The 23,329-nt window shown below is 62.1% G+C and carries 16 protein-coding genes and 1 CRISPR repeat array; of the genes, 7 read left to right on the forward strand and 9 right to left on the reverse strand.

The window, feature by feature from the left end; all coding sequences use genetic code 11:
• Nucleotides 1-12 precede the first annotated feature (12 nt).
• From HR9077_RS04350 to cas1f, 8 genes are all read right to left on the reverse strand, one after another.
• Nucleotides 13-1,674 (reverse strand): methyl-accepting chemotaxis protein, encoded by a 1,662-nt coding sequence (locus HR9077_RS04350; RefSeq protein WP_136065502.1) that lies wholly within the window; start codon nucleotides 1,672-1,674, stop codon nucleotides 13-15.
• Between the two features lie 546 nt (nucleotides 1,675-2,220).
• Entirely contained in the window at nucleotides 2,221-3,894 is a 1,674-nt protein-coding gene (locus HR9077_RS04355; protein WP_136065504.1) for a methyl-accepting chemotaxis protein, read from the reverse strand.
• 296 nt (nucleotides 3,895-4,190) lie between these two features.
• Nucleotides 4,191-7,519: direct repeats of the CRISPR family, unit length 28 nt; unit sequence TTTCTGAGCTGCCTGGGCGGCAGCGAAC.
• A gap of 129 nt (nucleotides 7,520-7,648) precedes the next feature.
• Nucleotides 7,649-8,218, reverse strand: coding sequence for a type I-F CRISPR-associated endoribonuclease Cas6/Csy4 (gene cas6f / locus HR9077_RS04360; RefSeq protein ID WP_136065506.1), 570 nt, complete (start codon nucleotides 8,216-8,218; stop codon nucleotides 7,649-7,651).
• Between the two features lie 3 nt (nucleotides 8,219-8,221).
• On the reverse strand, nucleotides 8,222-9,253 hold the full coding sequence (csy3, locus tag HR9077_RS04365; protein WP_136065508.1) for a type I-F CRISPR-associated protein Csy3: 1,032 nt from the start codon (nucleotides 9,251-9,253) through the stop codon (nucleotides 8,222-8,224).
• Nucleotides 9,254-9,272: 19 nt separating this feature from the next.
• A complete protein-coding gene (csy2, locus tag HR9077_RS04370; protein ID WP_136065510.1) occupies nucleotides 9,273-10,265 on the reverse strand; it encodes a type I-F CRISPR-associated protein Csy2 in 993 nt (330 codons plus the stop codon).
• Nucleotides 10,262-11,608 carry a type I-F CRISPR-associated protein Csy1 gene (csy1, locus tag HR9077_RS04375; RefSeq protein ID WP_136065513.1) on the reverse strand — a complete coding sequence of 449 codons (1,347 nt, stop codon included), beginning with the start codon at nucleotides 11,606-11,608 and terminating at the stop codon, nucleotides 10,262-10,264. The genes csy2 and csy1 overlap by 4 nt, the downstream gene beginning before the upstream one ends.
• Nucleotides 11,609-11,635: 27 nt before the next feature.
• Nucleotides 11,636-14,953 (reverse strand): type I-F CRISPR-associated helicase Cas3f, encoded by a 3,318-nt coding sequence (gene cas3f, locus HR9077_RS04380; RefSeq protein ID WP_136065515.1) that lies wholly within the window; start codon nucleotides 14,951-14,953, stop codon nucleotides 11,636-11,638.
• Nucleotides 14,950-15,930, reverse strand: a complete 981-nt coding sequence (gene cas1f / locus HR9077_RS04385) for a type I-F CRISPR-associated endonuclease Cas1f (protein ID WP_136065517.1) — start codon at nucleotides 15,928-15,930, stop codon at nucleotides 14,950-14,952. The genes cas3f and cas1f overlap by 4 nt, the downstream gene beginning before the upstream one ends.
• Nucleotides 15,931-16,068: 138 nt before the next feature.
• Between cas1f and HR9077_RS04390 the strand changes: the two genes are divergently transcribed.
• The 3 genes from HR9077_RS04390 to HR9077_RS04400 all read left to right on the forward strand — a co-directional run bounded on the left by HR9077_RS04390 (nucleotide 16,069) and on the right by HR9077_RS04400 (nucleotide 17,901).
• Nucleotides 16,069-16,935 (forward strand): WYL domain-containing protein, encoded by an 867-nt coding sequence (locus HR9077_RS04390; RefSeq protein ID WP_136065519.1) that lies wholly within the window; start codon nucleotides 16,069-16,071, stop codon nucleotides 16,933-16,935.
• A gap of 227 nt (nucleotides 16,936-17,162) precedes the next feature.
• Nucleotides 17,163-17,360, forward strand: a complete 198-nt coding sequence (locus tag HR9077_RS04395) for a hypothetical protein (RefSeq protein ID WP_136065521.1) — start codon at nucleotides 17,163-17,165, stop codon at nucleotides 17,358-17,360.
• Nucleotides 17,332-17,901 carry a DUF2335 domain-containing protein gene (locus tag HR9077_RS04400; RefSeq protein WP_136065523.1) on the forward strand — a complete coding sequence of 190 codons (570 nt, stop codon included), beginning with the start codon at nucleotides 17,332-17,334 and terminating at the stop codon, nucleotides 17,899-17,901. The genes HR9077_RS04395 and HR9077_RS04400 overlap by 29 nt, the downstream gene beginning before the upstream one ends.
• 330 nt (nucleotides 17,902-18,231) lie before the next feature.
• Here the strand turns inward: HR9077_RS04400 and betT are convergent, their stop codons facing one another.
• Nucleotides 18,232-20,295 carry a choline BCCT transporter BetT gene (gene betT / locus HR9077_RS04405; protein WP_136065525.1) on the reverse strand — a complete coding sequence of 688 codons (2,064 nt, stop codon included), beginning with the start codon at nucleotides 20,293-20,295 and terminating at the stop codon, nucleotides 18,232-18,234.
• A gap of 339 nt (nucleotides 20,296-20,634) precedes the next feature.
• Between betT and HR9077_RS04410 the strand changes: the two genes are divergently transcribed.
• The 4 genes from HR9077_RS04410 to HR9077_RS04420 all read left to right on the forward strand — a co-directional run bounded on the left by HR9077_RS04410 (nucleotide 20,635) and on the right by HR9077_RS04420 (nucleotide 23,260).
• Nucleotides 20,635-21,321 carry a hypothetical protein gene (locus tag HR9077_RS04410; RefSeq protein ID WP_136065527.1) on the forward strand — a complete coding sequence of 229 codons (687 nt, stop codon included), beginning with the start codon at nucleotides 20,635-20,637 and terminating at the stop codon, nucleotides 21,319-21,321.
• A gap of 138 nt (nucleotides 21,322-21,459) precedes the next feature.
• Nucleotides 21,460-21,606 (forward strand): hypothetical protein, encoded by a 147-nt coding sequence (locus HR9077_RS21855; protein WP_168380889.1) that lies wholly within the window; start codon nucleotides 21,460-21,462, stop codon nucleotides 21,604-21,606.
• Nucleotides 21,606-22,352, forward strand: a complete 747-nt coding sequence (locus HR9077_RS04415; RefSeq protein WP_136065529.1) for a metal ABC transporter ATP-binding protein — start codon at nucleotides 21,606-21,608, stop codon at nucleotides 22,350-22,352. The genes HR9077_RS21855 and HR9077_RS04415 overlap by 1 nt, the downstream gene beginning before the upstream one ends.
• On the forward strand, nucleotides 22,349-23,260 hold the full coding sequence (locus tag HR9077_RS04420) for a metal ABC transporter permease (RefSeq protein WP_136065531.1): 912 nt from the start codon (nucleotides 22,349-22,351) through the stop codon (nucleotides 23,258-23,260). Before HR9077_RS04415 ends, HR9077_RS04420 begins: the two co-directional genes overlap by 4 nt.
• Nucleotides 23,261-23,329 lie beyond the last annotated feature (69 nt).

Consider the following 23,329-nt stretch of genomic DNA (forward strand, 5'->3'; position numbering starts at 1 on the left):
ACAGATCAGGACTCAGAAATCTGCCCATTCAGGTTCACGCTTCGCTGCCCTTGCAGGCAACGCGGCCGGAGAGTCAGGCGAGCGAGCGCCCGCGTCGTTCGAGACCCGGGATAGCGTGGCCCTTGTATTCGCATCGAGCTTGAAATGAGCGACCATTTCGGCCAGCCGCCGGGATTCCTGTTCCAGCGAAGCGGCCGCGGCGCTTGTCTGCTGTACCAGGGAAGCATTCTGCTGGGTGACGGAATCCATTTCTGTCACCGCACTGCCGATCTGGGTAATGCCCGATTCCTGCTCCTGAGCGGACATCGACAGCTCGCCAAGCAGTTCCGAGACCCGATGGATGACAGAAACGACATCGCGAATCTTCTCACCGCTACGCCCAGCCTGAGCCGACCCGCTGGTTATTTTTGAGTTCACATCCTCGATCATCCGGTGAATTTCCTGCGAGGATCCCGCCGTGCGGGTCGCCAGCGTTCGGACCTCGCTGGCAACAACCGCAAATCCTCGTCCATGCTCACCGGCACGCGCCGCTTCGACGGAAGCGTTCAGAGCAAGGATATTGGTCTGGAAAGCTATCGAATCGATGACCTGGATGATTTCACTGATCTGTTCGGAACTACGCTCGATGTCCTTCATCAGCGATACCGTCTGCTCCACTTCTCGAATGCCTTCCTCGGCCTGGCTGGCCGCCTGGGTAGAAAGCTCATTGGCTGAGTGGGACGTCTGAGTGTTCTGGCGGACGGTCGAGGAAATCTGCTCCATGCTGGATGCCGTTTCCTGCAATGCTGCAGCCTGTTGCTCAGTACGAGAGGATAGGTCCTGACTTCCTGCCGATATCTGTGAAGCGCCGCTGGCCACGGTATCGCTGCTGGACTGAAGCGTTGCGATCAGGTTCGTGAGCTTTCCTTGCATGTTTCCCAACGCCGTGAACAACTGGCCGATTTCATTCCGCCCCTGCGACTCGACATTCGCCGTCAAGTCGCCCTCGGCGACACGCTCGCAATGGGACACGGCTGCCGCGAGGGGCCTGACCAGATAGACATTGACGTTACGAATCACGAAGAAAACGATCAGACCTGCCATGACCAGAAGACCCAGCCCAATACCATCGGCAAGCTTACTGAACTGCACGTTTTCATGAATCAGCGTATTGCCACGCTCCTCGGCATAGTGCACAAAATCATCGACAGCAGCGGAAAAGACGTCGTAACCGGAACGAAAATCGTCCAGGCCAGCCACTATGGCATCCTCGTCTCCGCTGATTACTGCGTCGACAAAGGGCTCGCTCATGGACTGCTCGTAGCCATCAATGATGGCGTCAACGTAGGGCTTTCGCTCGTTGCCTTCCGACACCTTCACGGCACGAAACTGCTCGAAACGGTCAACGACCTGGCGAAATGATCGCTGCGCCTCGTCGAGCGTCTTTTCCGCACGCTCGGGCATATCGAGACGTTGAAAATTCACGAACTGAACGAGGCGCGTCTCGCCTTGCGACATGTTCAATTGGGCACGGTTGATGCTGTTGAGCTGCTTGACGTTGATTTTGGCAAGCTCGGATAAACTGTCGCTAGCGATTTTGTGTGAATAGAACCCCAAGCCGCTAACCAAGGCGACCATAATCATCAAGATACTGAATGCCAGCGTGAGCCCTTTCCTGACTGAAAGATCATGCATGTCTTATCCCTGCTCAGGTGAATGCCCATATTCGTACAACTCTTGAACACTATGTATACAACATTTGCTATCGGCAGGTAGCCAAACAACTTGAGCCAGGAAGCCGCCTACGCCGGACCCGTCACATGGCAGCCCGACACAGAGGCAAGATACTGACAACACGCACCCAAGCCAGCCTCCCTCACCGACCGACCGCCCCCGCAAAGTATTGCCGCCCTCAGGTCGCGCACTACGGTCCCGCAGCGCGATCAGCGGCACGCTGAAAAAACTCAACGCCCAAGCTGCCTGGGCGGCGGTGCGCCTTGGACGCAGGAAGATACGCTGGGATTCATGTACCCAGGCGGCCAGACCAGGTTCAGCCTCAACCCGCGAAAGGTCAGCCCGGGCTTTATCCAGAGACTCCGATATGACAGCTTGGCTGTAGGCCAGAAATGGACACGACTCCGCGGCCGATCCATAGAATCGACCGCGACGTCCCGATGCAGTTGACCTTTGTCGAGTTTAGATACACCTCCGCAATGCCTCGCCCGCCCCTCGATCGCCGGGTCAGAAAGCCTCCCACTCCTCCAATTCGGCCACTTTGCCGGACTTTCTGGCAGGCGGGGCGGGCAGGCTGGAAGTCCTGACTGACTCGGTCGATGGCGCAACCGCCTGCTGGGTTTCACCCTGATCGTCAGTTTTGAACTTTGCGATCATATCCGCCAACGTTTCGGCTTGCCCTTTCAGCGAAGCCGCGGCCTGACTGGTCTCATCCACCAGCGAGGCATTTTGCTGGGTCGCCGAATCCAACTGAGTCAGCGCTATGTTGATCTGTTCTATGCCACTGTTCTGCTCGCGCGTGGCGGTCGAGATCTCTTTCATGAGATTGGATACCTGAAGAATGGCCATGACCGAAGACTCGATTGTCTCGCCACTCCGTTTCGCTTGTTCAACCCCTCCCAGAATCTCTTGCATCGTGGACTCGACCATGCCCCGAATCGTCTTGGCGGACTCGGCACTGCGGCTAGCCAACGAGCGTACTTCCTGCGCGACGACAGCAAAACCTCGACCCTGCTCACCTGCGCGCGCTGCCTCGACCGAAGCGTTCAACGCCAGGATGTTGGTCTGGAAAGCGATAGAGTCGATGATCGTCACAACCTCGGTGACCTGCCTTGAGCTTTCGGCAATCGTCTCCATCAGCTGAGTGGTGCGTTTTACCTCACCACCACCAACCTCTGCCGCCTTAGCGGCGTCAGCTGACAGACGATCCGCCTCCTGTGCCGACTCCGTATTCTGGCGCACGGTGGAAGCCATCTCCTCCATGCTCGATGCCGTCTCCTGCAACGACGCAGCCTGGGCTTCGGTACGTGCCGCCAGATCCTGGCTACCCAGGGCGATTTCATTCGAGCCACTGAAAACACTATCACTACTGCGACGGAGCTCCCGGACCAGTCCACTCAGATGCTCCTGCATTTCAAGCAGAGCAGAGAACAACAGTGATATCTCGTCCTTTCCGTTTTTATCGATCCGCGACGTCAAGTCGCCTTTAGCAACACGCTGTGCGATTCCCACGGCACGGTGCAACGGCCGGGAAATGCTCCGAGTGATGGCATAAGCCAGTCCCACGGCCAACAAAAGCGCAAAGACCGCAAATCCCAGCAGGGACTTGAAAGCAGTCTGATACTGTTGATCGATACTGTTAACCGCTATAGCCACTCGCTCAGCCACTGCTTCATCGATCTTTACCGCCAGGTCCTCGAGACGATAGATAGCATCCTTGTATTGACCGAACACCGAGTTAGCCTGCGCCGTCCCTTGGACATCCCCGCTGACAATCTTCTCATACACGGCACGAAATCCTTGCGCATAGTCTTCCAGGGCTTTCCCGGCGTCGGAATAAAGTGCCTTTATTTCGTCTTGCCTTGCCAACGCATTACCTTCGGCTAGAACGTTCGCAAGCGCTTCCCGGGAATGCTCCCACTTTTCGAAATAGGAAGCTGCCTTGTCCAGGTCGCCGATATTGATGAAGGTATCTTTTTCATATCGACGCTCTTCAAGCGCAAGCTGCTGAACCTTGGCTGCATTGTTGCCCAGGGCAATATCCTTGTTCAGCGTGTTATTGGCGGTGTCCCTTATCGAGCTGAGCCCCAGAACGCCGGCGGCAAACGTACCGAGCAACAACGCAAGCACGAGCCCAAAGGCCACGCCGAGCCGTGTGCCGATCTTGAAGCGAGAAAGCATATGAGGAACCTCGACGGTTGTGTTATCGCCTTATCGGCAAGGCATTATTGACTTGCGTTGTGCCGCTTGGAAACCGTCTGACCCCGTTTCCAAGGCGGTTTTTGCAATGTTTAACAATGCTGGCCCATCTCTCATACTTTCCTGCCTGATTCACCTCCACCGCCGGCAACATGCTCTGCTAGCCCGGAATGAGCCGGAACAAGATGCCTGCATACAAGTTTTGGTACCTTCTGGTTGTGAAGCAAAGCCTGGGCGGCAGCGAACCATAACCTGATCCGCCTCGGGACCATCGCCGATTTCTGAGCTGCCTGGGCGGCAGCGAACAGTCATTTTGCACTAGGTATCTTTACCTCATTTTTCTGAGCTGCCTGGGCGGCAGCGAACATGCAGTCGATCATTGATCGGCACATGCAGGATTTCTGAGCTGCCTGGGCGGCAGCGAACCCCATGGCCTGGGCCTGGGCCGCCAGCTCCTGTTTCTGAGCTGCCTGGGCGGCAGCGAACCTATGCCGCCGCGAATTGCTCGTCCCGGTCGATTTCTGAGCTGCCTGGGCGGCAGCGAACACCTGGCTCACGCCAACGGTGGGGCTCGGGGATTTCTGAGCTGCCTGGGCGGCAGCGAACTCGGTGATCGCCGTTGCCATCCGATCCAGCTTTTTCTGAGCTGCCTGGGCGGCAGCGAACTCGCACTCGATACCGGCCACCAGCACGTCAAGTTTCTGAGCTGCCTGGGCGGCAGCGAACTCATCTACGTGATGCAGCAGGCCGAGGCCGTTTTTCTGAGCTGCCTGGGCGGCAGCGAACTTGAATAATTGCAGCAACGCCGGCTTTGTGCCTTTCTGAGCTGCCTGGGCGGCAGCGAACGTACCGGCGCCCAGGCAGACCGGGCAGTCGTCTTTCTGAGCTGCCTGGGCGGCAGCGAACCGAACGATCGTCCTCAAGGGCTACTACTTCGATTTCTGAGCTGCCTGGGCGGCAGCGAACACGAGCTGGTCGTCGACAACTTCGCCGGGGGTTTTCTGAGCTGCCTGGGCGGCAGCGAACAGTGCGACAACGCGGTCAATAGAGGTCGACAGTTTCTGAGCTGCCTGGGCGGCAGCGAACGAGCAGGCATACCCCGGAGTACTGCAGCAACTTTTCTGAGCTGCCTGGGCGGCAGCGAACAGGCTAGCGCGGCAGCTTGAGCAAATCGTGAATTTCTGAGCTGCCTGGGCGGCAGCGAACGTCAACAATTCGGGGTTTACGCCGGACGAGGCTTTCTGAGCTGCCTGGGCGGCAGCGAACCTGCCCATCCGCGTACACGTCCGCCACTAGCCTTTCTGAGCTGCCTGGGCGGCAGCGAACATAGTGATGGATGCGTGGATTGAGAACAAGAATTTCTGAGCTGCCTGGGCGGCAGCGAACGTGAATAGCTGACGCTTGATCGTGCTGCGATTTTTCTGAGCTGCCTGGGCGGCAGCGAACGGCTGTGATGGATGATCGCGAATTGTTGGAGATTTCTGAGCTGCCTGGGCGGCAGCGAACCGCCCTGGTCTGATCCCCAAGGCGGGCCGCGATTTCTGAGCTGCCTGGGCGGCAGCGAACGAAATCTGGCTGGACAAGCTGCGCGCCGCCGATTTCTGAGCTGCCTGGGCGGCAGCGAACACACCAGCCGGCGGCGCGATGCCATGCTGTTCGTTTCTGAGCTGCCTGGGCGGCAGCGAACTAGCTGTACTCCCAGCTCGACCCCCAGCCATTTTTCTGAGCTGCCTGGGCGGCAGCGAACCGCGCGGATGCCATAGACCGGCTCGACGAAGCTTTCTGAGCTGCCTGGGCGGCAGCGAACGTCCGGCGCATCACCGATCAGAGCGCTGCCGTTTTCTGAGCTGCCTGGGCGGCAGCGAACGGTATTCCCGGGTGTAGTGGCAGATTTCGCGCTTTCTGAGCTGCCTGGGCGGCAGCGAACGCCGATCTTATCAAGCGCGAGCAGCGCGGCGATTTCTGAGCTGCCTGGGCGGCAGCGAACTTGCGCACACGTTGGCACCGCCAGCTTCTCGCTTTCTGAGCTGCCTGGGCGGCAGCGAACGCAAGACTCGATGACGCCTACGCGGCGCGTAGTTTCTGAGCTGCCTGGGCGGCAGCGAACTCGAGGCCGACGTGAGCGAGGCCGAGATTCGCTTTCTGAGCTGCCTGGGCGGCAGCGAACTTGGCGTTACCGAGACGCCGGAAGCGCTCGCATTTCTGAGCTGCCTGGGCGGCAGCGAACCCCTTACTTGGACATCTACGAAGTAGTCTCTTTTTCTGAGCTGCCTGGGCGGCAGCGAACGACCAGCGCGATACCGACCTGACGTTTCAGCATTTCTGAGCTGCCTGGGCGGCAGCGAACAGCCCCATGCTGGCGATCGCGCCGAGCGTGTTTTTCTGAGCTGCCTGGGCGGCAGCGAACATTATCGAGCACATTGGCGGCATTATTGGGCATTTCTGAGCTGCCTGGGCGGCAGCGAACTGGAAGCGCCAAGCAGCCAGTGCGCCATTGAGTTTCTGAGCTGCCTGGGCGGCAGCGAACTCCCTTTTACCGGGAAAGCGGTACTCCCGAATTTTCTGAGCTGCCTGGGCGGCAGCGAACAAACGGTGGGTAAAGTCGCGCCAGTCCTTGGCTTTCTGAGCTGCCTGGGCGGCAGCGAACCTCAGGTGATCATTCAGGCCTCACAGGGGTGTTTTCTGAGCTGCCTGGGCGGCAGCGAACCTCAGGTGATCATTCAGGCCTCACAGGGGTGTTTTCTGAGCTGCCTGGGCGGCAGCGAACCTGCCGCGCTGATCGAGACGGCGATTGCGACTTTTCTGAGCTGCCTGGGCGGCAGCGAACACCCTGCGCTATCAGGCTGCCCTCGCTTCAATTTTCTGAGCTGCCTGGGCGGCAGCGAACACGACGCCTGTGCTGAAACCCTGCTCCTCACTTTTCTGAGCTGCCTGGGCGGCAGCGAACCACCGCCTCGGTGTCGGTTGATGAAGCCGTGCTTTCTGAGCTGCCTGGGCGGCAGCGAACCCCCGGCAATATCGAGTACACCGGCACCCCATTTTCTGAGCTGCCTGGGCGGCAGCGAACAACCGGTCATCCTTGAGCATCCCCTGGATGGTTTTCTGAGCTGCCTGGGCGGCAGCGAACATTTATCGGCCTCTCAACATTACTCCCTTTCGTTTCTGAGCTGCCTGGGCGGCAGCGAACAATGTGGGCGATGCCTGCCACGCGCTGATTCTTTTCTGAGCTGCCTGGGCGGCAGCGAACAATGGATGTGCGCCAGGCTTTCGGCCACTCACTTTCTGAGCTGCCTGGGCGGCAGCGAACGGTATGACCGAGTGACAAAGAAAAGGGCATGATTTCTGAGCTGCCTGGGCGGCAGCGAACCAGGGTAGGTAGACTTCCCCGCGCCCCTTGATTTTCTGAGCTGCCTGGGCGGCAGCGAACTGGATCATCCACCCCGAGGGTCACGCCTGGCATTTCTGAGCTGCCTGGGCGGCAGCGAACCGGATGGCTTCAAGTACGTCTCCGCGCTCTATTTTCTGAGCTGCCTGGGCGGCAGCGAACTCGACGCCAGCCAGTCCGCATCCATCCTGGTTTTTCTGAGCTGCCTGGGCGGCAGCGAACTAGAGCTTATCACAGCTAAACTCCTGATTGTTAAAGAGCATTCACCTAAAGAAAGCGCCACACCCTTTCACAGGAAGTGACGCTATCTTGTTGATTTAAAAGGGCGCTATAGAACCTCCCCAAAAAGGGTCAAAACCATGGCACTGTCGCTCCACGGCTCAGCCCGTAGTGATTGAAGCGTCCTGCTACCGGTGCGGCTTGCGGTTGGCCGTGCTCGATAAACAGCGCAAAGCGCTGGCCACTGGATCGGCTGCTGAGTGAAACGAAGGGCAAGGTGATGCGTGGTTCGCTGCTGCGTGCGAACCTGGCTTGCGCCTCTTCGATGTCGATGGCATGACGCCGCGCGTAGCGCTTCACCTGGCTGTCATTGCCGGTCTTGAACTGCCGGCGCCTGACCACGCGATGAAGCGCTTCGTCGGGAACCAGCAGGATCTCTCCGATCTCCACGAGTTCGCGCATGCCGGCAAGCCAGGGTTGAGCCATCAGTTGCGCCAGGCTCTGTTGTTGACCATGCAGGCGCAGCCGGTCACCCGGCGTGCGCGCCAGCACGCCGGTCTTGTGATCCGGGAAACTCACGCCGATGTCGTTCGCGTCCTGGTCGAACAGCGCACGATGCAACCGGCCATAGAGCGCACCCATCAGCATGGCGGGCGGAAAATCGGGATCGGGACGCAGGCGAAGGTCGATGTAGTGATCCATGGTTCACCCCGCGTCGCCGAAGACACCGCCACGGATCAGGGTCGCCATCACGAAGTGCTGCTGCTCGGTTGCCGGCACCTGATCCTTGAGCAGCCAATTGTCGAGCAGGTTGTAGAAGTCCACTTTCTGCTTCGGCTGGCGGTAGGCCGTCCCCTGGGTGGTCACCGAGCCATAGGGCTCGACGGCGATCGGCCCCAGATCACTGCCGTCCGCCGGGGCCGGGTACCAGGTGTCGATGGTGCGCAGGGCGTTGCCGATCTTCTGCGAGTGAATGGCGGCGTTCCTGTCGTCGCCGATACTGTAGAGGGTCTTGCTCTTGTTGCCACGGTCGAGGATCAGCTCCTGCGACGGGAAAACTTCCTGGCCGGCGCCAATACGCGCAAAGGCGACCACATCCAGCAGCAGATAGTGCTCGCCAGCCAGGGCACTGGCGATCACCTCCCCCAGCGCGCGCGTTTGCTCGTCGCCAGTGAAGTCACGGGTCGAGCGCTCCAGGGCATTGTCGAAGGTCCACGCTTGTTCGGTCTCTCCGGCCCGGGTCTGGCGCACCGTCACTTCGAGCGCTTCGGCCTTGAGACGGTTGCGCCACAGGAAACGCCCGTTGGCGAGGTTGCAGGCGTAGCGATGGGCCAGTTCCTGAAAGCCGTGCTCGCTGGCGTAGCTTTCGACCGCCTGCTTCAGTTTGGCTTGATAGTCGGCACTGTTGCAGGCCGAGGGGGTACCGGCACCGGCCAGCACGCGCAGCGTGAAATGTACCGCCAGGGTATCGGCATCGTGGGGCAGGGCGGCGATGTCTACGGTCTGAAGATTGGGGTTTTCGATGGCGGCATCGAGCTTGAGCGGGTCCTGATCCTTGGTCTTCAGACGGTTGGAAATGGTGCCGCGCACGGACTTTTCCGTGACCGGGATGTGGGGCCAGGCGGTGAATTGGTCGCGCTTATCCCAGTTGCCGGCGCTGAACAGCGCATCGGAGGGGTCGAGCTTGCGCTCGAAGGCGAGGACGGAAGCGGTTTTCAGAGCGTCGTTCTTGGCCATGAGGTGTTCTCCTTGATGATCAGTCTGCGTCGGAATGGGTCAGGACGTAGTCGTTGGTGAGGCGGTAAACACCGCGTTCGAGATCATTGTCGACGAACCACAACAGCGCGTCCGGGTTGTGCAGTCGATGCGGGCTGACCCACTCGCCGATCGAATAGAGGCTTTCGACGAATTGGAACGGCACCCGCGTATCACGCGCATTGGCGACCTCGCCGGGATCGAATAGCTCGGAAATAGCGCCGTAGCCGACCGGTATGGGCACCAACCAGCCAGGGTAGGGACGGCGAATTTCCCACTTCGCCACTTCCTTGGTCTGGCCCTCCTTATCCTCATATGTCTCGATTCGGCATTCATGATTGAGCCGGCAGAGATCGAGCCAGGCGTCCAGGGCGGTTGCGTTGTCGTCGTCGGCCTTGAGTGTTTCCGTGTGCTCGGTCAGATAGTCATCTCGCAGCACCAACGCAAAGCCAGGCAGCAGCCGGCGCTTGAGGCGTCGCCACTGTTTGCCGCGTTCTTCCTCGTTATCATCGAAGGTGATCAGCTCCGGGCGCTGTCGTTTTGACTCGCTCAGAGGCGGCATGACGCTGCCACCGGCGATGCGCATGCTCTGCATCTGATCGAACAGTTGGCGGGCAATGGTCCGGCGACGCTCGGCATTGCTCAGATCGTCGCCATCGGACTCGATGCCGATAAGCAGGGTCACGTCCAGATGCGCGCGCCCCTCCTCGACGATGGCCGCCGTGGCGCCGGACTTGTCCACGGGATTGCGCGTGAGGTGAAACGCTCGGGTAAATCCGCCCTCAGTGACCTGCGGCTCGATGTGGTGGCACACCACGCCAACACCGTCGAAGACAATCCGGATATCGTCGGGCAGATTGCGCTCCAGTGTCTGGATGGCGCCCATGAAGGCGCTCATGGCGGGGAAGCCCCAGGTCATCGAGCTGGAGATGGCGTTGGCGTTCTGGATGCGAAGCCGGGGCAGAACCAGGAGATGCGAGATGGAATCGATCATGTCAGGTCTCCTGCGTCTTCCTCATCATCACGCAGCGCATCCTGAAGGTCGTCGAGCTGGCGGCGGAAGCGTTTCAACACGTCGTCGAACCGGCTTTTCCAATGCCCATGCTCGATGTCGCCGAACTGCAGCGGGCTTTTTTGTCCCAGCTCTCGATTGAGCCAGAGCGCAGCACGCGCGCTGATCTCATCGTGCCAATTGGACTGGCGTCGCGCTTCGGCGAATTCCGCGTCCTGCTCGGCCCGCCCGGGGTCGAGCCAGTACTGCTCTTCCGAAGCGAGTTCGCAGCGCGCTTCGGTGGTCCAGCCCGGCGTGAGCGAATGCATGTCGAAAGTGAACAGCATCAGCTCATCGACCAGCATGGCGGTCAGGTCATCGCGCAAATCGCGCGTCTGCCTGTTGGCGGTGGGGTCGGATGCGAGAAAGCGCTTCAGATCACTGAGCGTGCGCCGAACTTCCGGGCGTCCTTTGAACGCCTTGAACGGATCACGCATCGGCGCGTAGACCTCGCGTGACTGCCAGTTCGGGGGAAGGGAGGCGAGCAGGTAGTTTTGGCCGCCACGCTCGCTATTGAGCTGGGAGATGTTCTGGGGCTTGGTGCCGCCGAGCTTTTGAACCGAGAGATTCAGGTAGTCGGCATAGCCACCCTGAAAAGCGGCGTCTTCGCGTCGTGCCTTACGACCCGCCTTGGCGTGGTCCCCGAAACGTGCCTCGCTCAGCCGTGCATGAACCGGATGGGTGAGCGCTGTCGCATAGAGAGGTGCCAACAAACGGTAGTCTTTGTCACTGGCAGGGTCATCGCCCACCAGCCAATAGACCTGCTTGCCACGCGCATGAGAACTCGGCGTCCCTTTTGGCTCGACGATATCCGCGAAGGCGCGTACCCAGCTTTCTGCTTCCGCTCGGTCTTGGCTCAAAGCCTCGATCAGCGCCTCGTCGCCATCGAGCGCTCGTTCCAGTAGCGAGCGTTCTTCCCATTTCAGCTTGAGGAACTTGTAGACATCCAGTGCGGCTGCGTTACCTACGACATCGCCTTCGAAGTCAGCCGGCAGGCAGTGGCTGCCCACCAGTTCGTTTCGCTCGAGCTGGCTGGGCTCTACGTAGAGGTTGGTGCCTTTGGCGTCGGGATGCATCGCCTTGAGCGAGTGGGTGACGACCTGAAGCTGGCTGACGCGACGTGCGGCATCGGCAAGCCAGGTCTGCGGCTCGAACTGCTGATGCAGTTTGAGGTACGCGGGATCGTCCGGCGCGAGCTTTTCCGTCTTGGTCAGAAAACGCTCGTAGATGAATCCACGAATGACTGCCTCAAGCGTCGGCGGTGGACTATTAGTCGGCTCTGACATACTTCCCCTCATTGGTAGAATGAACTGTCATCTTTTCCTCACAAACCCCAGCGCCGGATGAAAGTGCCACCCCTGCGGGGCACGATCCGGTTTGAGGCGAATGCGGCCGAAACGCATCGCGCAGTGTTCGAGCGTCATATCCATGGCCTCGGCTTGTTCACTCAAGGCCGCCAGGTAGTCCGGTTCGTTCCAGGGTGATACGCGCGGGTTGTGCAGCGCTTCGTTCGGTAGGCGATCCAGCTCGGATTCGACCGGGGTCAACTTCGTCTCCTTGCCGTCCTGATCCACACGCCAGAAGCCGTAATCCTCTTCGCTCTCGTCGGGTAGCAGCACGAACTCGGCATCCGGCACGTTGTCTTCGCGGAAAGGCTGTTGCTGGATCGCCACGGCGCTCAGCGACATCGCCGGCGGCCTGTAGAACAGATAGGCGCCCAGGTGGATCGGCTTGCGCCGACGCGTGCGTCGCTGGCCGGGTGGTTCGGCGCCCTCCACCATCAGCATCTTGAGCCGCGCGTGTTCGAGATCGACCAGCTTGCTGGTGGGCTCGAGGGGCTCGGCCGGCAGTAGGCGCGGGCGCGAGTCGATGGCGGCGATTTCCTCATCGCGTAGCAGCGTAGGCAGTCGATGCTTGGTCAGCGGCCAATCATTGTTTTCGAAGCCAGGCCGGCGAAAAGCGGGTCGTTCGCCCTCTAGATGCTTCACGTTGGTTTCCAGCAGGGCGATATTGGGCGTCTCGACCGGCTCGGGCCGGTGGCGTCGCACGCGCCCGGCGAGCTGGATGATCGAGCGCATGGAGGAGGGCTCGACCACGGCCCAGTCGTAATCGTGGTCCCGCCCGACTTCGGTCACCGGTGAGCCGAGCACGACGAACAGGTGATCTTCGGCGTCACCGACGAGCCGCCGGTGTATATCGGCCAGTTCGAATACCGCCGCCGAATCGCGGCGGTCCAGCGCTCGGTCGAGCCGGGCTTCCAGGCGTGAGCGCAACAGCAGCGGAAACTGCGAGTGATAGACGCACAGGTGAATCTGGGTGCCCTCGGGAATCTCAGCGCGATAGATGGCCTGCGCCACCGCTACCAGCGGCTCGATATTGGCCATGCGCACCAGGCCGAAGCTGACACACTTGCCGCTTTGCGTATCGCACTCATGATGCCGTTCATGCAGGGTGAAGGCTTCTGAGAGGATGGTCTGTGCCACCGCCTCATGGATGGCGTCCGGATGCGTGGACGGCGCGGAGATGGGCACGAGCGTGCCGCGTCGCAGTGGATCGAGCTTGGCGAGACGGGCAGCGCGCTTGCGGGCGAAAGCACCGTGGGCGCTATCGAAGTCGCCCCCATCGGCGCAGCTCTGGTGCGTGCAGCCATGCTCGTCGAACCAGGCGCAGACGGGGGCGGCCGGTGCGTTGGGTGTGCCGCGATGCCTCTGGTAGTCGGCGCGCCCCTCCCGGTAAGCGTCGAACAGGCCGCGCACCAGCGCCGGTGGCAGTGTCGCGGAAGAGAGCAACACTCGAGAGCCCAGCAGGCCGGTCCAGTAGACCAGCCGTGTCAGCGCGGGCAGATCATCGATATCGAAATCGTCCGGCTCATCGAGCACCAGATCGCCGCTCATCAGCCGCAGCATCGGTGCAATCTGGCCACCGCCGCGCAGACTTTCGGTAGCCGGCATCAGGTGATCGATCGTACAGACCAGCACCGGGGCCTGGATCAGCGCCCGTGCCTGTGGGTCGACGACTGCCTTGCCCAGTACGCGGTGGGAATTCAGATCACCTTCGAATAGCACGTGCCCTTGATCATCGAGCAGCTCGGCGCGCGATTCAGATCCACCGGTGCCCTGCTGATGCGCGAACAGCGCACGGCTGGCGCTACCGCCCACACGGATGGCCAGTTCGTCGTCGCCGAGCCCGAGACGTTCGCGGTAGGCATGCCCGGTCTGCAGGGTCAGGGTGCGCAGGCCCAGCGCGATCGAGAAGCGCGCGCCGCTCTCGGGGTCGGCCAGGGCATACAGGATGCGCCCGTTGGCGATGGTCTTGCCGCAGCCGGTGGACGCCATGTTGATGCCGAAGAATCCCTGCTCCCGGCACATGTCGCGCAGGCCGGTGGCCAGGTCGAAGGCCTTGTCCTGCCAGCGAAAGCGGGCGTCGCGGCTGCGCGCCTTGAACCCTTTGTGGCGGGCGATCCGCGGTAGCGCCGTGGCGATATCCGGCAGTGCGTGAACGATCTCGCCGGTGGCACGCGTCACGCCCAGCAGGTGCTCGGTCAGCGGCTGGCAGCGTTCACGTTTGCCGTCGCGGAAGGTGGTGTTGGCATGGAGTGCCTCGTTCCAGGGCCCGCTGAGCCGCCCGACATCGACGAGGCTCGAATAGTGATGGTCCGCGAGCATCAGGGCGAGCCGGGCCAGATGCATGACGTAGGGCGATTCCAGCGGTGGCGTCTGCCCGTGCAGTTCGCCCAGTTGCCGGGCCAATCGCTGCGCCCTCTCTCGCCATGGTTTGTCCGTGATCGGCAGGCCGTGGGAGAACTGCCACCACGGCGCCAGCTCGCTGGCATCCGCGGGTTCGACGCGCTCGTTCCAGGCCGCCGAGATGTCGCCCGGCAGAACTGGAAGTGCACTGGCGTTGAGTGTCGACTTGGCACCTGACCATTTCTGGGAGCCGTCGTCGTTTTCGGCGGGTAGTGCCGGCAGACGGTGGTGGCTGACGATCAGCCAGCCGATAGCGGCGTCGATCGGCGGTAAGTGGGCAAAGGGCGATTCTCCCGCGGCCGGGATATCCAGCCCGTCTTTTCTGAGGCGCGTCAACCAGCAGGCGTCGTCTTCGGCCGTTGGCTGATGCAGTCGCGCCAGCCACTCGGCATCGCTATCGTCACCGACGAAGGCTTCGAGGAGGCGCAGCGATACCCACTCGTGGCGGTAGCGGTTGCGTCCCTCCAGCTTGCCGGAGAGGCGCTGCTGAAAGGCGTCGGTGGCCTTGCCCAGGTCGTGGAACAGCGCGGCCATCGAGGCCAGCAGATGGATCTGACGCAGCGAGTGCCAGTCGTTCTCGTCCTCGCCGCGCAGTATGTTGCGTCGGGTGGTATTGGTCGGCGTGGCGCCGCGGGCATTGAATGACGAGGCGTCGCCGACGATCCACAGCAGCTCGCTGTGATCGTGGCCGCGAATCCAGTGGCAGGCCACGGCTGTATTCTTGCGCGCCTTCTGGCGCAGCAGCTTTCTCAACGTATCGAGCCCGGCTTTGGTGATCGCTGTCTGCCAGGTGCGCTCGCCGCGGCGTTCGGCGAACTGGTCGAGAATCCGGCGGGTTTCCTTGAGCGCGTTCTTGCGGCACTGGGAGACGATCAGTACGTTCATCGCCGCGCTTCCCCGTCCAGCCGCTCGGCGACGTCTTGCACCACCTCGATCAGGGTATCAAGCGCCTCGACGCGGGTGAGCCGCTCGATGCAGGCCTGACGGAATGCCTGCTCCTCGTCGCCCCGGCTGGCGGAGATGAACGCCTGGGGCAGGATCACCGCGTCCTTGATCAGATCGGCGATATCGAACACCAGGCCGCCGCGACGGGTCTTGCCGTGCAGCACCGCCAGCCCGTGGGGTAATCCCAGCACCCAGCTAGCGGTCGCACCCAGCCCATAGGCGAGATAGTTGCCGTGGTCGAGAAAGCGGTTGGCGGGGTCGACGCCGCTGCCTTTCTTGGCACGCACGAATTCGCCATAGTCGACCGCCTGGGTGGCGAGCCGGAACAACTGCTTGGTCAGCCGGGCCTCCTCCGTCAGCAGTGCGGTGGTGTCCGGGGCCTGGTCGATGGCGCCACGGCTGCGTTCGAGCAGCGCTTTCAAATCGCCTGCGCTGGGCTTGAAGTCGGTATCGCGCTGAAAGCGTGCGTCCAGCCAGTGCCGTTCGACCTGGGTCAGACGCGCACGCTGAAAGCTACGTGCCGCTTCCAGCCTCAACGCGTCGTCGAACCAGAAGCGCACCCACTGTTGCAGATATTCGGTGGGGCGGTATTCGCTCTGCGGGTTGAACCAGGCGACCTCGACATCGACTTCGTTAGCGGAAAACAGCGGCGTACCGCCACCACCGCAGAAGCCAACCAGAACACCGGCCTTGGCCAGCTCGCGCATCGCCGCCTGGGTGATCGAGGTGCCGGTCCCCAGCAACAGCGAGGTGGTGTTGGCGATGGGGATGTTCCAGTAGGCCGAGCGCTTGCCTTCGTCGGTGACGTATTCGACACGGCCGCCATTCACCAATACGCGGCAATGTTGCAAGTAGTACAGGTTTGCACGCTTCGAGTGCAGAATCGTTTTGAGGTCCGACGATGACAAGTCGTCCATGACGCCTCCCGGTAGTAGCGGCCGATCACAGCGCGCTTACGCTCTGTTACTCTCATAGAAGCAAAGTCGATTGAGCCCGACCACCCCATGGATAAAACACCAGGGGAATTTTCCGGCCGGTTGTGCAAGGGGAAGAGCATGAAGGAGACGGCATCGCTCGCCTGGGATACCTGGGCGCGGTACCACGTGATCGAGCTGCTGGCGTTCTGGGAGGGACGTGTCACGGCTTCGGCGCTGCGCGAGGCGTTCCACCTGGGCAAGGACCGGGCCCAGCAGGTGCTACGTGCCTATCGCGAGGACGTCGCGATGGCCAACCTCGTCTATGACGCCTCTCGCAAGGCCTGGATGCCGACCCCGCAGTTCACCCCACGCTTCATTCGCGGCCATGTGGATGAGTATCTGCACCTGCTGGGCACACACGATGCCTTGAACCCGCAGTTCGTCGGCCTGGGACTGGGCGCGGCCAATACCGAGTCGGTGCCGATGCCGATCCGCGATGTCTCGCCCGGGGTGGTGCGGGCCGTGGTCTCGGCGGCGCGTGAACGCCAGCGCCTGGAAGTGATTTACGCGAGCTTTTCCTCGCCACGCGGCGAGGACCGGATCATCGCCCCGCATACGCTGGTGTATGCCGCGGGTCGTTGGCATGTCCGCGCGTATTGCGAGAAGAATGCAGCGTTTCGCGACTTCGTGCTATCGCGCTTTCGCGGTATTCCCGAGGCCATTGGCGATGCGTTGCCCGCTGCTGCCCAGGAGAACGATGCGGACTGGGAGAATTGCCTGACACTGCAGATCATCCCCGACCGGCGCCTCAGCGACGCGGAACGCGAACTCATCGCACAGGACTACGCCATGGAGGAGCACATGCTGGCGATCACCTGCCGCTGCGCGCTCGCCCAATACGTATTACGCGAATACGGCATCAACCATCGCCACGTGGAAGGCGACCCACGTGCCCAGCAAATCGAACTCGGCAACCGAGAGGCCCTGCGCCAGTGGCTTTATTGAGCCAAAGCTGATCCCGCGCCTGCGGGGAGCTGAATGATGATGCCAGGCGCCGTAAGATTCGCACATTGATAACACGCACATGGCCAAGTCACGCGGAAATGGTCTCGCACTGTACGGTTTATTTTGCGCTATCTTTGACATAGGATTCTATCTTCCTAGCGCAGCAACGTCGGCAATATAGCGTGCTGAACGTATAGCGTTGGAAAACATCATTCAGGAGTAAGGTCATGAAACGTCGCGTAACGAGCAGCCGTACCCTGCGTGCAGCAGGCTCCGTGATGGATGTTTGGCCAGTCGAAAACTACGATCAGTACATGCCCAAGGGCAGTGATCAAGAACGTATCGCCCAGCATTGGACAACTGTTGGCAGCCGCCTCCGTTCAGCCTTGAGCCAATATGCCTTCAACCACACCGCCAAACGGTGATCAACCTGCTCAGCGCGATCTCTCCCTGCAAGAGGGGCAGCAGGTGGACGAGGCAACTCAAAAGGAGTTCGTCGACCTTATCGAGCAGTTGCATCATGGCAAGCTCTCTGAAGAAGAACAGGTACGGTTAGGCGACCTCATCGTCAATATCCCTGCCCCCGAGCCACAAAGCCAATCTGTCGCCATGATGCGGCAAGTGAGCTATCAAGGCCCTCTCCCGCCTCCCGAGCAACTGGACGCCTATGACGAGGAAACACGTCGCCTCATCGTGAATATGGCCGTCGAAGAGCAGCAGCATACGCACGACATGCGTCGCAAGGGTCTAGAAGGTGCCATCAAGAAAGATGAACGTGGACAACGATACGGGTTGACCGTTGCCATCGTCGGCCTCGTGGCAGCCACCGTGATCGCACCCTTCAGTTCTGTCGCTGCGGGAGTGATCGGAACTCTGGATCTCGTTGGCATGGTCGCGATATTCGTTGCTCCACGCATCCTAGAGAAGCGACGTACAGGCAGCCAGCCACAAGAAGACGACGCCTAAGGCGCTTCCCCCACCGACTATTTTACGCCATTGACCACGCATCCCCGTGCCTGCGGGGAACGGTCTAATCATAGACGCCTGTTTATAAATAAAAAAACGCTCGGGATATTTCCACCAGCAATATTGCCTAATTTTTGATCAGTTCAGTTTTAAAATATATATAAATCAAACAGTTGTCGAAGAGCCACAAAGGTTGCGTCCAGGCGCTTCTCGGCACTGAATATTGCTCGCCCCTCCCACGCAAAAATCTCCGGCCGCATCGCGACCGGGGGTTCAAGCGTCTGGATACGAAGGCCGGCCGCCTGACGGTGGCGGCCGACCGGGCACGCCTTACGAAGGCGGCTGTTCCGGGCTGTCGGGCATGTTGATGTTGCCCGGCTCTATCCGGTTGAGGTGCAGGAACTGCATGTGCAGTTCGTACTGGTCGAGGATGTCGCCGATCACCTGGTCGCGGGTGTAGCCCATCAGGTCGTAGCCCTGGCTACCCTCGAGCAGGTAGACCTCCAGCCGGTAGTAACGCGAGTCGGCATGCGGCGCATGCATGGCGAACCCGGGCGTCGAGAAGCCCTGACTCCAGATCTGGTAGGTGAAGTTCTGCTCGTCCTCGAAGTCGACGTTGAGCGACAGGTAGTCGTCGCCGTTCTGCACGCCTTCGTGGATTTCGGCTGAAACACCCTGCTCCTGCAACGAGTCGCGCACGGACTCCATCGCCGGCTTGCAGGTCTCGTCCATGAAGCGCCGCGCCTGTTTCTTGTCGGGGAAGCTCATGGCGCGCTTCAAGCGCTGCTGCCAGTTGCGCGAGTCGCGCTCGCCACCGCCGCCGGTACGCCCGGAAAGCTGGCCGGCCAGGCTCAGGCGCCGGCTGTCTTCCTTGAAGGCCTCGAGCTTCAGCGCCTTGAGCAGCCCGGCCATCATGAAGAACAGCACGATCGAGAACGGCAGGCCGGTGATCACCACCGCGCTCTGCAGGGTGGTCAAGCCGCCGGCGAGCAGCAGCGACAGGGTCAGGATGCCGATCACCGCCGACCACAGGATGCGCATCCAGATCGGTGCATCGCTGTTGACGTTCTTGAGCTTCGAGGTGAAGTTCGAGAGTACCAGCGCGCCGGAATCCCCCGAGGTAATGAAGAACACGATCGCCAGGATGCTCACCGCCAGGGTGGTCAGGATCGGCATCGGATACGATTCGAGGAACAGGTAGATACCCGCCGGCGGGTTGTTCATCACCTGATCGCCGAACTCGGTGGCGCCGTTGATCGCCATGTCGATGGCGCTGTTACCCAGCAACGACATCCACAGGAACATGAAGATGATCGGCAGCGTCATGGTGCCGAGCACGAAGGTGCGAATGGTCCGGCCCCGCGAGATGCGCGCCAGGAACAGACCGACGAACGGCCCCCAGGCGATCCACCAGGCCCAGAAGAACAGCGTCCAGCCGTTCAGCCACTGGGTCGGCCGGTCGAACGCATAGGTGTTGAACGACAGGCTGATGAAGTTGGACAGGTAATCGCCGACGTTCATCACCAGCGCGTTGAGCAGGAAGATCGTCTTGCCGGCGAACAGCACGAACAGCAGCAGCAGCACCGCCAGCAGGATGTTGAACTCGGAGAGCCGGCGGATGCCGCGCTCCACCCCGGTCACCGCGGAGATCGTCGCGAACAGCACGATGCCCAGCACCAGCACCACCTGGGTCCAGTTGCTTTCGGGGATGCCGAACATGTAGTCCAGGCCGAAATTGAGCTGGATGACCCCGATGCCCAGGCTGGCGGCGATGCCGAAGACCGTGCCCAGCACGGCGGCGGTATCGACCACGTGGCCGATCATGCCGTAGATCCTGTCGCCGAAGATCGGATAGAGCGCGCTGCTGATGGTCAGCGGCAGGTTATGCCGGTAGCTGAAGAAGGCCAGCGCCATGCCCACCAGGGTATAGATGCCCCAGCCGGAAAGCCCCCAGTGCAGGAAGGTCAGCTCCATGGCGTGGCGCGCCGCGGCGACCTGGTCATCGGGCGCGTTGGGCGCGTTGTAGAACTGGGTCAGCGGCTCGGCCAGCGCGAAGAAGATCACGCCGATGCCGATCCCCGCGGAGAACAGCATTGCCGACCACGAGAAGATGTTGAAGTCGGGTCGCGAGTGTTCGGGCCCCAGGCGGATATTGCCGTAGCGCGACAGCCCCAGGTAGATCACGAAGACCAGGTAGATCACTACGGTCAGGAAGTAGTACCAACCGAAGGTGTTGGAGATCCAGCCGAGGATGGCATTGATGACCGTGTTGGCCTGCTCGGTCGCGATCATCGCCCACAGCGAGAAGGTGACGATGCCGACCACCGAGCTGTAGAACACCGGCCCATTGAGGCGATCGCGTGGCGGGGCCTCATTATTGGATTGTGTCGTCATAGGAGTTCCTGATTTGGTTCAGGCAAGGTTTGCGTTCACGGCAGCGGGCATACAAGGCTTCGAACCACGCGCCATTCGGCGCCGGCGCGTGCCTCTTCGTACAGCCAAGTCAGGCGCATGGATCCTGCTGCGCTCGTCACTCCCGCTGTTACTAGCTTAGAAGCAATACGGAAAAGTGCCGTTTATCGATCAGGCGACGCACGGAAACAATTATTTATGGTTTCGTCAAGACTTGTGCCGCGTATCGACCCTTGCGCCTCGCACCGTGGCGATTCCTCTATACTCCACGGCAGCGCCCGCCACGGCCGTTCCACACGCCCAAGATGACAAGGAGTCTCCATGTCGACCCTACCCCCCATTCCGCGGTACGCCGTCTTCCTCGTGTTACTGGCGCTGGCCGCCCCGGCGGCGGCGCAACCGTCGGCGACCGCGGAGTGGAACGCCTACGACGATGCCCTGGCCAGCGGCGAGCGCCAGGCCACGCTGTGGCGTTACGGCTGGGGCGGCATCTACGCCGCGAGCCTGGCCAACAACATCTACCAGGCCAGCGAAGCCGACGACGATGACGACCGCTTCGACGGCCGGGTCGGCGCGGTGAAGTCGGCGCTGGCGCTGGGCGGGGTGATCGCCGACCCGCAGCCGCATCCGGCAGCGCACCGCCGCCTCGAGGCGCTCGCCGAACGGGGCGATGGCCAGGCGCTCACTGATGCCCGCGAACTGATGCGCGCCACCGCCGCCGAGGAGCGTGCCCGACACGCCTGGCGGGCACGGCTCGACTCGCTGGTGGTCAACACCCTCGGCGGCTTGGCGATCGGCGTCGGCGACGACCGCCCCCGCGACGGTCTGGTCAACTTTGCCACCGGCATGCTGGTCGGCGAGATTCAGCTATGGACCCAGCCGACCCAGGCCGGCGCGGCGCTCAACCGCTTCCAGCCCGCCACGCTGTCACTGGGCGGCAACCGGCTCGACTATCAATACGCCTGGGTGCTCACGCCCAGTCAGGTCGGGGTGAATATCCGCTATTGACTCCGCATGCCGGACCGCCAGCCGCGCCGACGCGCCTGCAAGCGTCGATACGGCTGGGCAGGCCGCACTTTGTTATGTTATAACCTTCCGGATTTTCCCTGACCGCTTCCCCGAAGCTCCAACCTAGAAAGCGTTGCCATGGCACACCGACACCGTCACCGCCCCGATGGGCCCTGTCACTTTTCCCTGATGTCGCTCCCGGCCCGCCGCCGGCTGCTGATGGCGCTCGCCCCGCTGGCGCTGCTATGGCTGGCGGTGGCCTGGGCCAACGGAGCGTTCGGCTGATGGCGCGTTTGCGACTCGACGACCTGCAACTCGCCCAGGGCGGGCGCACCGTGATCGAGCATCTCGACGGCACCTTCCCCGACGCCGCCATCACCGCGCTGATCGGCGCCAACGGCGCCGGCAAGAGCACCCTGATCCAGGCGATCATGGGCGTGCTGCCGCCGGTGGCCGGGCGCATCGACTGCAGCGTGCCGCGCGAACGGCGCGCCTGGCTGCCCCAGCAGCTGGCGCTGGACCTGAGCTTCCCGATGAGTGTCGAGGAGCTGGTGATGACCGGTTGCTGGCCGGTGCGCGGCGCCTTCAAGGGCTATCACCCGGCGCACTACCGTCAGGCTCGCGCGGTCATGCAGCGCCTGGGCATCTCGAAACTCGCTCACCGCCCGCTGGGCGAGCTCTCCGGCGGCCAGCGCCAGCGCGCCCTGCTCGGACGCACCCTGATGCAGGAGGCCGAACTGCTGCTGCTCGACGAGCCGTTCGCCAACGTCGACAGCGACACCGTGGTCGTGCTCGCCGAGGTGCTGCGCGACATGGCCATCCAGGGCACCACCATCATCGTCGTGCTTCACGATCTCGACCAGCTCGCCGCGCTGGCCGGCTGCGTGCTGCAACTGGCCGACGGCCATGGCCATTGGCGTGAGCCCCGCGAATTGCTCGCCGACTTCGGCAGCGGCGCGGGCGGCAGCGCCCGCGGGCCACGCCTGCCGCTGAACGTGGCGGGACTCAAGACGCCGGGGGCCGCCCGATGATCGACACGCTCAACACCCTGCTGCTCGCCCCGCTCAACGACTACGGCTTCATGCGCCGCGCGCTGATCGCCGGGCTGGCGCTGTCGCTGGCCGCGCCGCCGCTGGGCGTATTCCTGATGCTGCGCGGCATGAGCCTGATCGGCGACGCCATGGCCCACGCCATCCTTCCCGGCGTGGCGCTGGGCTTTCTGCTCGCCGGCTTCTCGCTGCCGGCGATGAGCCTCGGCGGCATCCTCTCGGGGCTGGTGGTCGCCGGGCTGGCGGGCAGCGTCTCGCAGCTCACCGGCCACCGCGAGGACGCGGCGATGGCCAGCTTCTACCTGATCTCGCTGGCCGCCGGGGTCATGCTGGTGTCGCTGGGCGGCAGCAGCGTCGACCTGACCCACGTGCTGTTCGGCTCGATCCTGGCCGTCGACACCACCGCGCTGTGGCTGATCGCCGGGGTCTGCAGCGTCACCGTGATCGTCCTCGCGCTGAGCTTTCGCGCGCTGGTGGTCGAGTGCCTCGACCCGCTGTTCCTGCGCAGCCAGGGGGTTCGCAATGGGCTGATCCAGGGCGTGTTCCTGGGCCTGGTGGTGCTCAACCTGACCGCCGGCTTCCAGACCCTGGGCACGCTGATGGCGGTGGGCCTGATGATGCTGCCGGCGACCGCCGCGCGTTTCTGGTCGAAGCGCCTCGAAGGGCTGATCGGCCTGGCCGTGCTGATCGCGCTGTTCGCCAGTACCGGCGGGCTGCTGCTGTCGTATCACTTCAGCCTGCCCTCGGGACCGAGCATCATCCTGCTGGCCGGCGCCGTGTACATCCTTTCCGCGCTGCTGGGACGCCACCACAGCCTGCTGGCGCACTGGCGGCGCACCGCGACGCCCCTGGAGAGCACCGACGGCGAGATTGCTGAGAGAGAGTGCTGAGAGAGAGAGTGCCGAGCGAACGGGCGCGCCGACCCGCTGATCGACACCGTTTGTCCTCAACCCAAAAGG

This window comes from Modicisalibacter radicis (assembly GCF_900961225.1).
Taxonomy (GTDB): Bacteria; Pseudomonadota; Gammaproteobacteria; order Pseudomonadales; family Halomonadaceae; genus Modicisalibacter.

Excerpts from the sequence above, each read along its gene's own strand:
- HR9077_RS04415 (WP_136065529.1), top strand. The coding sequence starts at position 21,606 with ATGGCGCGTTTGCGACTCGACGACCTGCAACTCGCCCAGGGCGGGCGC.
- HR9077_RS04390 (WP_136065519.1), top strand. The coding sequence starts at position 16,069 with ATGAAGGAGACGGCATCGCTCGCCTGGGATACCTGGGCGCGGTACCAC.
- HR9077_RS04350 (WP_136065502.1), bottom strand. The coding sequence starts at position 1,674 with ATGCATGATCTTTCAGTCAGGAAAGGGCTCACGCTGGCATTCAGTATC.
- betT (WP_136065525.1), bottom strand. The coding sequence starts at position 20,295 with ATGACGACACAATCCAATAATGAGGCCCCGCCACGCGATCGCCTCAAT.
- cas1f (WP_136065517.1), bottom strand. The coding sequence starts at position 15,930 with ATGGACGACTTGTCATCGTCGGACCTCAAAACGATTCTGCACTCGAAG.
- cas3f (WP_136065515.1), bottom strand. The coding sequence starts at position 14,953 with ATGAACGTACTGATCGTCTCCCAGTGCCGCAAGAACGCGCTCAAGGAA.
- csy3 (WP_136065508.1), bottom strand. The coding sequence starts at position 9,253 with ATGGCCAAGAACGACGCTCTGAAAACCGCTTCCGTCCTCGCCTTCGAG.
- HR9077_RS21855 (WP_168380889.1), top strand. The coding sequence starts at position 21,460 with ATGGCACACCGACACCGTCACCGCCCCGATGGGCCCTGTCACTTTTCC.
- HR9077_RS04395 (WP_136065521.1), top strand. The coding sequence starts at position 17,163 with ATGAAACGTCGCGTAACGAGCAGCCGTACCCTGCGTGCAGCAGGCTCC.
- HR9077_RS04355 (WP_136065504.1), bottom strand. The coding sequence starts at position 3,894 with ATGCTTTCTCGCTTCAAGATCGGCACACGGCTCGGCGTGGCCTTTGGG.
- cas6f (WP_136065506.1), bottom strand. The coding sequence starts at position 8,218 with ATGGATCACTACATCGACCTTCGCCTGCGTCCCGATCCCGATTTTCCG.
- HR9077_RS04410 (WP_136065527.1), top strand. The coding sequence starts at position 20,635 with ATGTCGACCCTACCCCCCATTCCGCGGTACGCCGTCTTCCTCGTGTTA.
- csy1 (WP_136065513.1), bottom strand. The coding sequence starts at position 11,608 with ATGTCAGAGCCGACTAATAGTCCACCGCCGACGCTTGAGGCAGTCATT.
- HR9077_RS04400 (WP_136065523.1), top strand. The coding sequence starts at position 17,332 with ATGCCTTCAACCACACCGCCAAACGGTGATCAACCTGCTCAGCGCGAT.
- csy2 (WP_136065510.1), bottom strand. The coding sequence starts at position 10,265 with ATGATCGATTCCATCTCGCATCTCCTGGTTCTGCCCCGGCTTCGCATC.
- HR9077_RS04420 (WP_136065531.1), top strand. The coding sequence starts at position 22,349 with ATGATCGACACGCTCAACACCCTGCTGCTCGCCCCGCTCAACGACTAC.